We start from the raw sequence: 15,573 nt of genomic DNA on the forward strand, positions 1-15,573 counted from the left end.
CTTTAACATTTTCAAAAATTTATAGCATAGAGATTATATCTCTCTTACATTTGTACATATTTCCCTTTAAATTTACTCGCCCATTATACCAATTAATAAACAACTTTAATAGTTGTGCCATACATTGTTCAAATTCTTTGTAAAACGCATAGACAATACGTACTTATTCATACTTATAATTCATCATTTTCAAAAAATAACGAGTTACGAAAACGTAACCCGCTTCAAATCATATTTACTATCCTTATTAATCCGTTTCATTTTCAAATTGAGTTAAAGCATCTTTAATGTCCTGATCACCACTAATAATTTGAAACTCTTGGTGATTAAAATGATTGGATGTGACAATTTCTTTTAATACTGTCGCAACATCTTCTCTAGGAATTTCACCTTTACCATCAAAATATTGTGCAGCTTCTATCTTTCCAGATCCTGCTGCATTTGTAAGTGCCCCTGGATGTAAAATTGTATAATTCAAACCTGAACGTCTTAAATAGTCATCAGCGTAATGTTTAGCTATTGTATATGGCTTTAAATCACCGCTATCATCAAAAGCCTGACGTCTCGAATCATATGTTGAAACCATGACATAGTGTTTAATATTGGCCTCTTTACTCGCAATCATTGATTTAACAGCACCATCTAAATCGACAATAATTGTTTTATCTGCACCCGTGTTCCCTCCAGAACCTACTGAAAAGATAACTTTATCGAATGGTTTAAACGTCTCAGTTAAAGTCTCTATTGAATCATTTTCAACATCAACAAGAATTGCTTTCATACCTTGTGATTTTAACGCATTAAGTTGATCTGATTGCCTAATACCAGCAGTAAATGGTACATTTTCTTTTGCTAATTGTTGCACTAGTAACGAACCTACACCGCCATTAGCACCTATAACCAAAATATTCATTTACAACACTCTCCTATTTATTATTCTCTATGCCATACCACTTTATGAGATATGTAAAACTTGTTACAACTATAAAAATCAATTGACATACTACTGGGAACGTATTAAATTAATATATGAACAAATATTCATATGAAAGGATTGTCATATAATGTCAGAACAATATTCAGAAATAAATACAGATACATTAGAACGCGTAACTGAAATTTTCAAGGCATTAGGCGATTACAATCGAATACGTATCATGGAATTGTTATCAGTCAGCGAAGCAAGTGTTGGTCACATTTCACATCAATTGAATTTATCTCAATCAAATGTCTCGCACCAATTAAAATTACTTAAAAGTGTGCATCTTGTGAAAGCAAAACGACAAGGCCAATCAATGATTTATTCATTAGATGACATCCACGTAGCAACTATGTTAAAGCAAGCCATACATCACGCGAATCATCCTAAAGAAAGTGGGTTATAATATGTCTCATTCACATCATCATCATGACCATATGCATAGTCATGTAACTACAAATAATAAGAAAGTATTGTTTATATCGTTTTTAATAATCGGTCTATATATGTTTATCGAAATCATCGGCGGTCTCCTTGCTAACAGCTTGGCATTACTATCTGACGGTATCCATATGTTTAGCGACACATTCTCATTAGGTGTTGCACTTGTCGCATTTATTTATGCTGAAAAGAATGCCACAACTACAAAAACATTTGGTTATAAACGTTTCGAAGTACTCGCAGCGTTATTTAACGGTGTAACGCTTTTTGTAATAAGTATTTTGATTGTTTTTGAAGCGATTAAACGTTTCTTTGTTCCTTCTGAAGTTCAATCAAAAGAAATGTTAATCATTAGTATTATCGGTTTAATTGTCAATATCGTTGTTGCATTCTTTATGTTTAAAGGCGGCGACACTTCACACAATTTAAATATGCGTGGTGCTTTTCTACATGTTATCGGAGACTTATTAGGTTCAGTTGGCGCCATTACTGCAGCTATTTTAATTTGGGCATTTGGATGGACAATCGCCGATCCTATCGCAAGTATTTTAGTTTCCGTTATTATTTTAAAAAGTGCTTGGGGTATCACAAAATCTTCAATTAACATTTTAATGGAAGGCACACCAAGTGATGTTGATATAGATGAAGTTATAACTACTATTAAAAAGGATTCACGAATACAAAGTGTGCATGATTGCCATGTTTGGACAATTTCAAATGATATGAATGCATTGAGTTGTCATGTTGTTGTAGACCATACATTGACAATGAAAGAATGTGAATTATTATTAGAAAACATTGAGCATGATTTATTACATTTAAATATTCACCATATGACTATTCAATTAGAAACGCCTAATCACAAACATGATGAATCGATTATATGTTCAGGAACACATAGTCATTCACATAACCATCATGCTCATCATCACGCGCATGTACATTAATAATTTTAACCTACTGCCATTGCATCGATTAAACTTTTCAATGGCAGTAGGTTTTTTATGTCTTTATGGCGACTTGTTTGGTCTTTGATGATGCAATGTTTATTAACAAATTTTCAACTATTATTTCTTACATTAGTCATATTTTTGACAATTTACTATTATAATTCTCTAACTTTAGTCACTTTAATTAATTTTTATTAGATATTAATATGAAAATAACGTGTTTTTTGTTATTGTATTTATATGAAGAAAAGGAGGCACCACTTTGTTTACTTACTTTAAATCAGCATTTAAAAATGCTAAACCACAATTATTAATAACATTGATATATGCACTTATAGCATTTGCTGTAATTGCAGTTGTATATTTACTTGCTAATTTCCAGCTTGCTAAGTATGCACAAACTATTGCAATTTATTCACAATTTGGGCAAAAACCACCAGTAGATGCATATTTAAAAGTTATCGCTGTATTACTTATAGCAGCTGTAGTTTCACTGTTTGTTTTAGTTCAAATTTTTATCGGAATTACAAATGTTATGAAACGAGCAATGAGTCATGAAAAAGTAAAATTTACCGATTTATTTATTGCATTTAAAAAAGGTAATTATTTAAAGAGCGTTCTGATCGGTCTTGTATCTATAGCAATGATTATCGTTCTTTCACTTCTGACATCATTACTATACAAATTATTTTCTCCAGTATCAGAAATGATTATGAATTCAGTACAATCATCATATGCAGATAGTACACACCTGATTGGTATTGCTATTACAACTCAAAGCATCATAATCATTGTTGTTTTATTGATTAAAGCAATTATTACTTGGTTATTGTTAATACCTGTTTTCAACTTTATGACTAGTTTCGTTGAATCAACTAACGATAAAGTAAAAACACACTTAGCTAATGGATTTAAAGCAATGAAAAATGGTCAAAAAACATTTTTCAAATTTTTCATTGGAATACTATTATTAAACTTAATTATTATTTTATTTAAAACACCTGTTGGTTACTTGATTTCATTTAATACGCAATCACTCTCTCAAAGTGTTGCAGAAAATATCATAAGAGTTTATACAGTAATGACAATTATTTTATTCGTTGTTATTCATGCAATCATTTTAATGGGTATCGTTCAATATTACTTAAAACGTGGTCAAAAAATTACTAAAGATAAAGTAAAAACAGCTGACAAGAATAAAAAAGTTGTCACTGAACCAAAAAATACAAAAGTAGAAAATGATAAAGTGACAACATCTGTTGAAACAAAAACAGAAAAAGCACAAGATTCATTAAATGATAATACAACAAAAACAATGACTTCAGATAAACCAGAAGACAATCAACCAAAATAAATTTTAGAGCCCCTTACAACTTTAGTTGTTAGGGGCTCTTATGCATGCGCTTAGCGCAGGCGCTCCTACTTTTCAACTTTAGTTGTTAGGGGCTCTTATGCAGTTGATGCGTAGCATCCAACTGTGTTCCTCTATTTTTCAACTTTAGTTGTTAGGGGCTTCTTTCTAAAATAACTAAGTGAATTATCTATATATGAAGAGGTCTCCAATACTTTTTATATAATTCGTGATTACATTCTATACTTTTAATTGTATTTTCTGCTGTATGGAAAGTTGGTTTTATTAATTCTGATTATGTTCAGAACTACAATTCATAAGAAAAATGTGTTAAAATATATTTGTAGTAAGTAGAAGCAAAAGATGAAAATCTTTAACTCTTGAAACACAAAAAGGGCAACACTCGGAAACATGTTACCCTAATGAGCCCGTTAAAAAGACGGTGACCTTATATTTTATTTAAAAATAGCCTTCAAAATGCCGGTCAAAGCGAATAGAAGGTTATTTTTTATGGTCTTGAGTACTAATCAATACTAAACCAATGATTGTTAATACAACCATCAGCATTTCAAAATCAGACATGCTAGTCCTTTCTAGGAGTAACAACTATAACCATAGGCATCACCCCTTTATTAAGAGATTAGCCACCATCTATCCAACTTGCTCAATAAATATTATAACATGCACACTTTTAAACAGTAATTCATAGTATAAGTTTTTTCATTTCTTAATCAACTCGATAAACAGTTGAGTGACATACCCTTGTCTAACTAGCTATTTCTTCCCCTGTTATCGTTTGTTCATCATATAAAAATTTAATTTCTCATTTTTTATTCTCTGATAAAGAAGAGCACCAACCTTTTCGGCTGATATGCTCCCTTCAAAATAGACATTGAAAAATGAAAACTTTGAAAGAGAAATCGTCAGTCTATTATTGATAAGTATTATCCTATCCTCGAAAAATTACTTTCAGACACTAGTGAACAAAAATTTTACTATAAGCGTATACTTTGGCAATATTCGAAGGAAAAACATGGATTAACCTGTGCATATTATACATTTAGAGCTTATATACTTAAACATGATGAATTTACTCCTTATATTATGAAATGTTATCAATAGATGTCGCCTAAAGATACAACAAGATTCGAGACAAAACCTGATCATCAAGCACAGTTTGACTGGAAAGAAAGCATTAACTTTAAAACGAAAGATAATCAAAGGATTCCACTATATATAGGTGTGCTACTACTTTATTATTCTCGTTTTATAATCATGCATAACAATGAGTAAATCAAGTGATGCCTTATTTAATTCATTAACACAATCGTTTGAGCTAATAGAAGGTGTATATAATGAACTTGTAACGGATAACTTGAAAATAGTCATGTATAAGCCAAGAAAAGAAAGTACAAGTGGTCGAATAAATCGTAGATTTAAATAATTCGCTGATGGTTTTAAATTTCAAGTAAAACCTTGTATTTCCGGCCTCCCTAGAAAAAGATAAAGTTGAATCAATAACAAAAATATTAGATGAAATTAATGCTTACCAAGACGAATTGCATTTGGAAGAGATTCCTAAGTTTTTTTTAATCTTAATGAACGATTTAACTACTAAGTTCATACTAGTACAGGTAAATTGCCTATTACTGCCTAAGAGAAAGAAAAAATTTTCTTACAACCACTACAGAATGTGAATGTAAAAAACTCATATAAAGTGAAACATATCTTACTTATGGAATGAAATGTTTGATTATCCCAAAATCACAAATGCGATTTTGGAGTTGTTAGGGGCTCTAACGCAAATACACCCCTACTTAAAATAACGGTAGTTGTTATAGTATACTTAAATGCATAAACCATATAAAAGGTGATGCTAATATGACATACGGTTCAATTGTAGCTATACTCTGTGCCCTATTTGTGATTTTCTTCATTCCATATATGGAGAAGAAAGACAAAAAGAAGAAATAACACTAGTATCTGGATTACTAGCATACAAAGGAGCAGTAAGACATTTTCTAATAGAAAATAACTTTACTGCTCCTTTGTAAATTACTCTTCAACTATTGTAAATTAAATAATAAATAACTGCCGATGTTATTAATCAGCTAAAAAATGCTTTGCTAAATATTTTGCTGCGCCATCCTCTTCATTCGTGTATGCCGTTACATCTGAAGTTAATGCTTGGATTTCAGGACGTGCATTTTTCATTGCGACTGTGTAATGTCCAAATTCAAACATTGCTCTATCATTGTCGCTATCTCCAATAACCAACGTTTCATCTTGACGAATGCCGAAGTGTTCAATCATTTCTTTAATACCAGTGCCCTTATCAGTTTGATAAGCCATTGTTTCTGCATTAAATCTCGATGAATTTGAAACACTTATATGTAGTTGCACTTGATTTTGCTTCAATTCATCTCTAAATGTCGTGATTTTTTCTAAATTCGAACTGAAAAGATAAATTTTTGAATATTCACCCTCCGGAAAGTCACTTACCCATTTAATCTTGCCTGCAAGTGCATCTTGTCTAGAAGACCATTCACTATGACTCACACCATTAATTGGATCTTGGCTATGAATCATCTTTCTCATCCATGTTTCATCTTCTTTTAAAGCTACTCTATTTCCTTCAAATGGGAATACTTCATAATAAATATGTTGTTGTTTAGCCAAATCAACTATTTGCTTTACCTGTGTTAAAGATAATCCATGTTTAAAAATTGTATGTCCATCTACTTCACCAATAGTACCATTTGAGCTAATAATACCATCAACAACAAAATCTTGTGGTACTAGTTGATATATTTCAGAATGTGAACGGCCTGTTGCTAAAAATACTTTATAGCCTTTTTCTCGCAACTGGTTAATAACATCTTTGGTATAAGTTGATGCCTTATTATTTTCATGTAAAATCGTACCATCCATGTCTAAAAATATTGCTTTTACGTTATCCATATTATCCTCCACTATCAATGCTATTTAATTAAATTGTGTCATTATTACTTATTATTTGCAAAGTATTTACTCTAACATCATCATTGAAAAACGTTGATTCCATCTTTGAACTGCTACATTTTTCTGGAAAAATCGTGACATGTTTTCAGATGTCAAAATATCATCTATTAATCCTTGTTGTACACTTTCCCCATCTTTTAATAGCAAAATTTTAGTAAAGTTACTAGTAATTTCTTCAATAAAGTGCGTAACATAAATCATCGCAAGCATTGGATATGAATCTGACAATGAGTCAAGTATACTTAACAACGATTCTCGTGCAATAAAGTCTAAACCAGCTGCTGGCTCATCTAAAATTAAAACCTGGGGTTGCCCCATTAAAGCTCGCGCAATCATCACTCGTTGTTTTTCACCTGTAGATAAATAACCAATATATTGTTGCGCTTTAGCAGACATTCCAACTAATTTAAGTAATTGATGTGCTTCATTACGTACTTCTTCATCAATATCTTGATAAACACCAATTGATTTAAAAGCACCGCTTATCACCACATCGATTACTCTTTCACCCTCTTGAAACTTTTCCAGTAAACTATGAGATACAAAACCTATATGTTGTCGTACAGTCTCTGCAGAATACCCTACCTTGCCTGGCATTTTACCGAAAAGGTTAACACCGCCAGATGTTGCAGGCTCATACGCATTTAAAATATTTAGAAGTGTTGTCTTGCCAGCACCATTCAACCCATATAATATCCATTTATCACCTTTAGCAATTTGCCAAGAAATCTTTTTTAAAATTGTTTTTCCTTGCTTCATTCGCCCAATTTGATCTAATTGAATTAACATGCGAGGTCACCCCTTTATTGCTACTCCATACTTCTCATAAAATCATATTAACATAACACCCTTAATTGTCAGACTATTTAAATAAATAAAACACTTCATTTTTACGCATTTCTGCCAAATTAAGATGAAGTAAAAGCTAAGTCGACCTAAAAAAGCACCCTTCTAGTCGATTAATCTAAAAGGGTGCCATATACTTTAATTTTAATACATGATTGATTCTAAAAAAGTGAATTATTCCACAGTAACTGATTTAGCAAGGTTACGTGGTTTATCAACATCTAAATCTCTGTGTAATGCTGCATAGTATGAAATTAATTGTAATGCAACCACTGATACTAATGGCGTTAACAATTCATGTACATGAGGAATGACATAAGTGTCGCCTTCTTTTTCAAGACCCTCCATAGAAATGATACATGGATGCGCACCACGTGCTACTACCTCTTTAACATTACCACGAATTGATAAATTAACGTTTTCTTGAGTTGCTAAAGCTACAACTGGCGTGCCATCTTCGATTAATGCAATCGTACCATGTTTAAGTTCGCCACCAGCAAAACCTTCTGCTTGAATGTAAGAAATTTCTTTAAGTTTTAACGCACCTTCTAAACTTACGTTATAGTCAATAGTACGTCCGATAAAGAATGCATTGCGTGTTGTTTCTAAGAAATCTGTAGCAATTTGTTCCATAATTGGTGCATCGTCAACAATTGCTTCTATTGCTGTTGTTACTTTTGCTAATTCTCTCAATAAATCAATATCTGCTTCACGACCGTGCTCTTTTGCAACGATTTGAGACAAGATTGATAATACTGCAATTTGTGCAGTATATGCTTTTGTAGATGCAACTGCGATTTCAGGACCCGCGTGTAATAACAATGTGTGGTCTGCTTCACGTGATAAAGTTGAACCTGCAACATTAGTGATTGTTAATGATTTATGACCTAATTTATTAGTTTCAACTAATACGGCGCGGCTATCTGCAGTTTCACCTGATTGAGAAATATAAACGAACAATGGTTTTTCAGATAATAATGGCATGTTGTAGACAAACTCTGATGCAACGTGTACTTCAGTTGGTACGCCAGCCCATTTTTCTAAAAATTCTTTACCTACTAAACCTGCATGGTAGCTTGTACCTGCTGCAATAACGTAAATGCGGTCTGCTTCTTTAACATCATTGATGATGTCTTGATCAATTTTCAAGTTACCTTCTGCATCTTGATATTCTTGAATAATACGACGCATTACTGCTGGTTGTTCATGAATTTCTTTTAACATGTAGTGTGCATAAACACCTTTTTCAGCATCTGATGCATCAATTTCAGCAATATATGAATCACGTTCTACAACGTTTCCATCTGCATCTTTAATAATAACTTCATCTTTTTTAACAATAACGATTTCATGGTCATGGATTTCTTTATATTCGCTTGTCACTTGTAACATTGCAAGTGCGTCTGATGCGATAACATTGAAACCTTCACCAACACCTAATAATAATGGTGATTTATTTTTAGCAACATAGATTGTGTCTTTGTCTTCAGCATCTAATAAACCTAATGCATATGAACCATGTAATAATGACACAACTTTTGTAAATGCTTCTTCAGTTGAAAGTCCTTGATTTGAAAAGTATTCAACTAATTGAACGATAACTTCTGTATCTGTTTCTGAAATGAATGATACACCTTGTAAGTATTCACCTTTTAACTCTTCATAGTTTTCAATAACACCGTTATGAACTAGAGTAAAACGGCCATTTGATGATTGATGTGGATGAGAGTTTTCATGATTCGGTACACCGTGTGTTGCCCAACGTGTGTGACCGATTCCAACAGGTCCATCAAAATCGCTACTATCAGCAACTTTACGTAATTCTGCAATACGACCTTTTTCTTTAAATACAGTGGTATTATCATCATTTACTACTGCGATACCTGCAGAGTCATAACCTCTGTATTCTAATTTTTCTAAACCTTTTAATAATAATTCTTTGGCATTATCATAGCCAATATAACCAACAATTCCACACATAACGACATTTTCCTCCATATTGGAATAGTACGCGTAAATTATGATTTATTGCCGATAATTTAGATTGACAATCTGCTTTCATAATATAAATAGGAACATGCTATCATCGCATTCATCCATAACAAATTAAGCATAGTTATTTTTACAACTATACAAATTGCTCACACTGTACTTTCCATATTAATATTTTTTATATTCAATTTCTGGCGATCTTATTAACTTTGTCCATTAAGTCACCCTAATGTTTTACTTAATAAGCTAACGAATGAGCCACATCCGGGATAGCATCCGCCGATCTATTCGATCACTATCCTCCTCGTCTACAAATACATATATTGCACTCTATAAAGGCCACTCATATATTAACCTTTAATCTTCAAATACAAATATTTATTTGCACAGGCGCTTTAACTGTACTGCCGAACTTTCCCCCTTTCCATTAATCATTATTGTACAACGGTGTTGTTTTGTTTTGCAAATATTTTCACAATAAAATTTTAAAAATCCTAAAACAATTTTTTTGTTTTACTTTTTCAAAATATCTATACTGTCACATTGATGACACTTTATTTAATTTTGTCACATTTATTTTGACAAAGTTGATTTTTGTTTATATTGAGTAACAAGTAACCTCTCTATACACTATATATAGTCACATATATTAAAAAAGAGGTGTAAACATGTCACAAACTGAAGAGAAAAAAGGAATTGGTCGTCGTGTTCAAGCATTTGGATCATTCTTAAGTAGTATGATCATGCCAAACATTGGCGCTTTCATCGCTTGGGGTTTTATCGCGGCCATTTTTATAGATAATGGATGGTTACCTAACAAAGATTTAGCTACTTTAGCAGGACCAATGATTACTTATTTAATCCCATTATTGATCGCATTTAGTGGCGGTCGTTTAATTTATGATTTACGTGGTGGTATCATCGCAGCAACAGCAACTATGGGGGTCATCGTTGCATTACCTGATACACCAATGTTACTTGGTGCAATGATTATGGGTCCACTTGTTGGTTGGTTAATGAAGAAGACCGACCAATTGATTCAACCTAGAACGCCGCAAGGTTTTGAAATGTTATTTAATAACTTTTCTGCTGGTATTTTAGGATTTATCATGACGATTGCAGGATTTAAAATTTTAGCACCACTTATGAAATTTATTATGCATATTTTATCAGTGGCAGTTGAAGCATTAGTACATGCACACCTACTTCCACTTGTAAGTATTTTAGTAGAGCCTGCAAAAATTGTATTTTTAAACAATGCGATTAACCATGGTGTATTCACACCGCTTGGTGCAGATCAAGCTGCAAAAGCTGGTCAATCAATTTTATACACAATTGAATCTAACCCTGGACCAGGTTTAGGTATCTTACTTGCTTATATGATTTTTGGAAAAGGCACTGCAAAAGCAACGTCATATGGTGCTGGAATTATCCACTTCTTAGGTGGTATTCATGAAATTTATTTCCCATATGTATTAATGCGTCCTTTATTATTTATCGCTGTTATTTTAGGTGGAATGACTGGGGTTGCAACTTATCAAGCAACAGGATTTGGATTTAAAAGTCCCGCGTCACCAGGTTCATTTATAGTTTACTGTTTAAATGCACCTAGAGGTGAATTCTTGCACATGTTACTCGGTGTCTTCCTTGCTGCACTTGTATCATTCGTTGTAGCTGCTTTAATTATGAAGTTCACTAGAGAACCAAAGCAGGATTTAGAAGCTGCGACAGCTCAAATGGAAAATACTAAAGGGAAAAAATCAAGCGTTGCTTCTAAGTTAGTATCTTCTGATAAAAATGTTAATACAGAAGAAAATGCTAGTGGTAATGTTAGTGAAACATCTTCATCAGATGATGATCCTGAAGCGCTATTGGATAATTACAACACTGAAGATGTTGATGCACACAATTACAATAATATAAATCATGTTATTTTTGCCTGCGATGCGGGTATGGGTTCTAGTGCAATGGGTGCAAGCATGTTACGTAATAAATTTAAAAAGGCGGGCATTAATGATATTACAGTTACAAATACTGCGATTAATCAATTGCCAAAAGATGCTCAATTAGTTATCACTCAGAAAAAACTAACTGATCGTGCTATTAAACAAACACCAAATGCCATCCATATTTCAGTGGATAATTTCCTTAATTCACCAAGATATGAAGAACTTTTAAATAATCTAAAAAAAGATGATCAAGCATAATAATTAAATAAATTAAAAAATGGAGGATACCGCCATGTTATTGAGTACACGTGAAAAAGAAATGATAGCCCTATTGATTAAGTACCACGGTCAATATATCACTATACACGACATTGCTCAGCAACTTGCGGTGTCCTCTCGTACTATTCACCGTGAATTAAAAGGTGTTGAAGCATATTTAACTTCATTTTCATTAACTTTAGAACGCGCAAACAAAAAAGGGCTACGCATTGCTGGCGCAGATTCTGATTTAAACGATTTGAAGCAATCGATTGCACAACATCAAACCATTGACTTATCTGTTGAAGAGCAGAAAGTAATTATTATATACGCTTTGATACAAGCCAAGGAGCCAGTTAAACAATATAGTTTAGCGCAAGAAATTGGCGTTTCTGTCCAGACTTTAGCAAAGATGTTAGATGATTTAGAGCTTGATTTAAATAAGTACCAACTATCTTTATCTCGAAAGCGTGGCGAAGGCATTTACTTGGTAGGTACTGAATCAAAGAAACGTGAATTTTTAAGTCAATTGATGGTGAATAACTTAAATAGTACTAGCGTTTATTCAGTAATTGAAAATCATTTTGTCTTTCATTCATTAAATCAAATCCACAAAGACTTTGTTGACTTAGAGCGTATTTTTAATGTTGAAAGACTATTAATGGACTACCTAAGTGCCTTACCCTACCAACTTACCGAATCAAGTTATTTAACTTTAACTGTCCATATCGTGCTATCCATTTCACGTATAAAAAATGGAGAGTATGTCGCATTAAACGATGATATTTATGATTCTGTACAAAACACATTTGAACACAAAGTAGCAAGCGAACTTGCTGATAAACTTGGTCAAATATATGACGTCACGTTTAATCAGGCAGAAATTGCTTTCATTACTATCCATTTACGTGGAGCTAAACGAAAAAATCTTAATGATACATCATTAAATAATCGTTGTGAAGAAAACAAAATTAAAGCGTTTGTTAACAAAGTAGAAATGATTTCCGGTATGACATTTGCAGATTTGGATACTTTAGTAGATGGACTGACGCTACACCTTAATCCTGCAATCAATCGTTTGCAAGCTAATATCGAGACCTATAATCCGTTAACAGACATGATTAAGTTCAAATATCCAAGACTATTTGAAAATGTAAGATTAGCTTTAAATGATTGTTGGCCTGATTTGATTTTTCCAGAGAGTGAAATTGCTTTTATAGTTTTACACTTTGGTGGCTCGATTAAAAACCAAGGTAATCGATTTTTAAACATATTAGTCGTTTGCAGCAGTGGTATGGGAACTAGTCGTCTATTATCAACTCGTCTAGAGCAAGTTTTTAGTGAGATTGAGCGTATTACACAAGCATCAGTCAGCGATTTGAAGTCACTAGATTTAAGTCAATATGATGGCATTATTTCTACTGTGAATTTAGACATCGACTCCCCCTATTTAACGGTAAACCCATTATTACCAGATAGTGATATCAGTTATGTCGCACAGTTTTTAAATACAAAGTCTACGTTCCAAGAGACGCATGATAAATCATCAAACATGATTGATAAGGATGATGTTCATGTTGAAACGAAAGATGTTGATGGCAACACATCTTTTGAAAATGAACAAACTTCATACTTAACTTCAGTTTTCGAAAAACATTTAAGTGACGAAAAATCAGAACAATTAATGCATCATATGCGTTCGGGTTTAACTTTGCTTGATTCAGTGAAAATAGTTAGTACCGAAGTTAAACAGTGGCAAACATATATCGCAGATTATCTATATCAATGCGATGTAATAAACGATCCAACGTCATTCGCTGAACTACTAGAGCAACGATTGATTGACAATCCAGGATGGATATTAAGTCCATATCCTGTTGCGATACCACACCTAAGAGACAATATGATTAAACACCCTATGATTCTAATCACAGTTTTAGAAGAACCATTAACATTGCCTAGTATTCAAAATGACAATCAAACAATTAAATATATGATTTCCATGTTTATTCCTGACAATGATTTTATGGCATCACTGGTAAGTGACTTGTCCGAATTTTTAAGTTTGAAATTAGAATCTATTGATACTTTTATGGAAAATCCACAGGAACTTGAAACATTATTAAGAAACAAATTTTTAGAACGAATTAAAAAACAATTTATTTAGGAGTGTACAAAATGAGCGAATTATTTAGTAATGACAATATCTTTTTAAATGTAAATGTTAACAGCCAAAATGAAGCAATTGAAAAAGCAGGTAAAGCCTTAGTTGATAGTGGTGCTGTAACAGATGCTTATATTCAAGCAATGAAAGATCGTGAGCAAGTCGTATCAACATTTATGGGAAATGGCTTAGCAATTCCTCATGGCACAGATGAAGCTAAAACAAATGTGATTCACTCAGGTTTAACATTATTACAAATCCCTGAAGGCGTTGACTGGGATGGCGAAGTAGTTAAAGTTGTCGTGGGAATTGCTGGTAAAGATGGCGAACATTTAGACTTGTTATCTAAAATTGCAATTACATTTAGCGAAGAAGAAAATGTGGATCGTATCGTTCAAGCAAAATCTGCAGAAGAAATTAAACAAGTATTCGAGGAGGCAGATGCATAATGAAAGCAGTTCACTTTGGTGCTGGTAACATAGGTCGTGGTTTCATTGGTTATATTCTTGCAGACAACAATGTTAAAGTAACATTTGCAGACGTCAATGAAGAAATCATTAATGCTTTAGCTCATGATCATCAATACGATGTTATTTTAGCTGATGAGTCTAAAACAACGACGCGCGTGAATAATGTTGATGCAATTAATTCAATGCAACCTTCTGAAGCGTTGAAACAAGCAATTCTAGAAGCTGATATTATTACAACAGCTGTTGGTGTTAACATACTACCTATTATTGCTAAATCTTTTGCGCCTTTCTTAAAAGAAAAAACAAACCATGTTAATATTGTTGCTTGTGAGAATGCTATTATGGCAACTGATACATTGAAAAAAGCAGTACTTGATATTACTGGCCCTCTTGGTAACAATATTCATTTTGCTAACTCAGCAGTTGATAGAATTGTACCATTACAAAAGAATGAAAATATATTAGACGTTATGGTTGAGCCATTTTACGAATGGGTTGTTGAAAAAGATGCATGGTATGGTCCAGAACTAAATCATATTAAATATGTTGATGATTTAACACCATATATTGAGCGTAAATTATTAACTGTGAATACAGGACATGCATATTTAGCGTATGCTGGTAAATTTGCAGGTAAAGCTACCGTATTAGACGCTGTAAAAGATAGTTCAATTGAAGCTGGCTTACGCCGTGTTTTAGCTGAAACAAGTCAATATATTACTAATGAATTTGATTTTACTGAAGCGGAACAAGCTGGTTATGTTGAAAAAATAATAGACCGTTTCAACAATTCTTATTTATCTGATGAAGTGACACGTGTCGGACGAGGTACGTTACGTAAAATTGGCCCTAAAGATAGAATTATAAAACCATTAACATATCTTTATAATAAAGATTTAGAACGCACTGGTTTATTAAATACAGCTGCATTGTTATTGAAGTATGATGATACAGCAGACCAAGAAACTGTTGAGAAAAATAATTACATTAAAGAACACGGTTTAAAAGCGTTTTTAAGCGAATATGCTAAAGTTGACGATGGCTTAGCCGATGAAATAATTGAAGCGTACAATTCACTTTCATAATTTATTGAGCTTTGTTTGAAACAAGAAGTTTCCAACGTTATTCGTTAACAATCAGTAATAATGTAGT

Annotated in this window: 13 protein-coding genes and 1 pseudogene; 8 read left to right on the forward strand and 6 right to left on the reverse strand. The window is 32.7% G+C overall.

The features are described from left to right. Positions 1-247: 247 nt before the first annotated feature. On the reverse strand, positions 248-913 hold the full coding sequence (locus KI230_RS10755) for an SDR family oxidoreductase (RefSeq protein ID WP_045177733.1): 666 nt from the start codon (positions 911-913) through the stop codon (positions 248-250). A 151-nt stretch (positions 914-1,064) separates the two neighbouring features. On the opposite strand from KI230_RS10755, the gene czrA reads away from it, so the two are divergent. From czrA to KI230_RS10770, 3 genes are all read left to right on the forward strand, one after another. Further along, entirely contained in the window at positions 1,065-1,385 is a 321-nt protein-coding gene (gene czrA, locus KI230_RS10760) for a Zn(II)-responsive metalloregulatory transcriptional repressor CzrA (RefSeq protein ID WP_000003759.1), read from the forward strand. A gap of 1 nt (position 1,386) precedes the next feature. Then, positions 1,387-2,367: a CDF family zinc efflux transporter CzrB gene (gene czrB, locus KI230_RS10765; protein WP_000019744.1), complete on the forward strand. Its 981-nt coding sequence runs from the start codon at positions 1,387-1,389 to the stop codon at positions 2,365-2,367. A gap of 265 nt (positions 2,368-2,632) precedes the next feature. Then, the gene (locus KI230_RS10770) at positions 2,633-3,724 is read left to right on the forward strand and encodes a lytic regulatory protein (RefSeq protein ID WP_045177732.1); all 1,092 of its coding nucleotides are present in this window, start codon (positions 2,633-2,635) and stop codon (positions 3,722-3,724) included. Between the two features lie 498 nt (positions 3,725-4,222). On the opposite strand, the gene KI230_RS10775 is transcribed toward KI230_RS10770, so the two are convergent. Next, complete coding sequence (locus KI230_RS10775; protein WP_001802298.1) at positions 4,223-4,327, reverse strand: hypothetical protein; 105 nt, start codon at positions 4,325-4,327, stop codon at positions 4,223-4,225. Between the two features lie 160 nt (positions 4,328-4,487). Beyond that, positions 4,488-4,586: pseudogene (locus tag KI230_RS13865) on the reverse strand (recombinase family protein); the annotation flags it as partial. Between the two features lie 420 nt (positions 4,587-5,006). On the opposite strand from KI230_RS13865, the gene KI230_RS10780 reads away from it, so the two are divergent. Then, a complete protein-coding gene (locus KI230_RS10780) occupies positions 5,007-5,165 on the forward strand; it encodes a hypothetical protein (RefSeq protein ID WP_001792784.1) in 159 nt (52 codons plus the stop codon). A 659-nt stretch (positions 5,166-5,824) separates the two neighbouring features. Here KI230_RS10780 and KI230_RS10785 read toward each other — a convergent pair. The 3 genes from KI230_RS10785 to glmS all read right to left on the reverse strand — a co-directional run bounded on the left by KI230_RS10785 (position 5,825) and on the right by glmS (position 9,568). Next, on the reverse strand, positions 5,825-6,682 hold the full coding sequence (locus KI230_RS10785) for an HAD family hydrolase (RefSeq protein WP_045177730.1): 858 nt from the start codon (positions 6,680-6,682) through the stop codon (positions 5,825-5,827). Between the two features lie 66 nt (positions 6,683-6,748). Further along, positions 6,749-7,531 carry an ABC transporter ATP-binding protein gene (locus KI230_RS10790; protein WP_045177727.1) on the reverse strand — a complete coding sequence of 261 codons (783 nt, stop codon included), beginning with the start codon at positions 7,529-7,531 and terminating at the stop codon, positions 6,749-6,751. 231 nt (positions 7,532-7,762) lie between these two features. Continuing rightward, a complete protein-coding gene (gene glmS / locus KI230_RS10795) occupies positions 7,763-9,568 on the reverse strand; it encodes a glutamine--fructose-6-phosphate transaminase (isomerizing) (protein ID WP_000334463.1) in 1,806 nt (601 codons plus the stop codon). A gap of 680 nt (positions 9,569-10,248) precedes the next feature. Here glmS and KI230_RS10800 point away from each other — a divergent pair. Genes KI230_RS10800 through KI230_RS10815 form a run of 4 tightly spaced genes read left to right on the forward strand, consistent with a single transcriptional unit; the run spans position 10,249 to position 15,506 of the window. Then, complete coding sequence (locus KI230_RS10800) at positions 10,249-11,787, forward strand: PTS mannitol transporter subunit IIBC (RefSeq protein ID WP_000083807.1); 1,539 nt, start codon at positions 10,249-10,251, stop codon at positions 11,785-11,787. Between the two features lie 34 nt (positions 11,788-11,821). Continuing rightward, positions 11,822-13,954, forward strand: coding sequence for a BglG family transcription antiterminator (locus KI230_RS10805; RefSeq protein ID WP_000927340.1), 2,133 nt, complete (start codon positions 11,822-11,824; stop codon positions 13,952-13,954). Between the two features lie 11 nt (positions 13,955-13,965). After that, the gene (locus tag KI230_RS10810; RefSeq protein WP_001292149.1) at positions 13,966-14,400 is read left to right on the forward strand and encodes a PTS mannitol transporter subunit IIA; all 435 of its coding nucleotides are present in this window, start codon (positions 13,966-13,968) and stop codon (positions 14,398-14,400) included. Further along, a complete protein-coding gene (locus KI230_RS10815; protein WP_000648723.1) occupies positions 14,400-15,506 on the forward strand; it encodes a mannitol-1-phosphate 5-dehydrogenase in 1,107 nt (368 codons plus the stop codon). The genes KI230_RS10810 and KI230_RS10815 overlap by 1 nt, the downstream gene beginning before the upstream one ends. Positions 15,507-15,573 lie beyond the last annotated feature (67 nt).

Source organism: Staphylococcus sp. MZ3, from assembly GCF_018622755.1.
Lineage (GTDB): Bacteria > Bacillota > Bacilli > Staphylococcales > Staphylococcaceae > Staphylococcus > Staphylococcus aureus.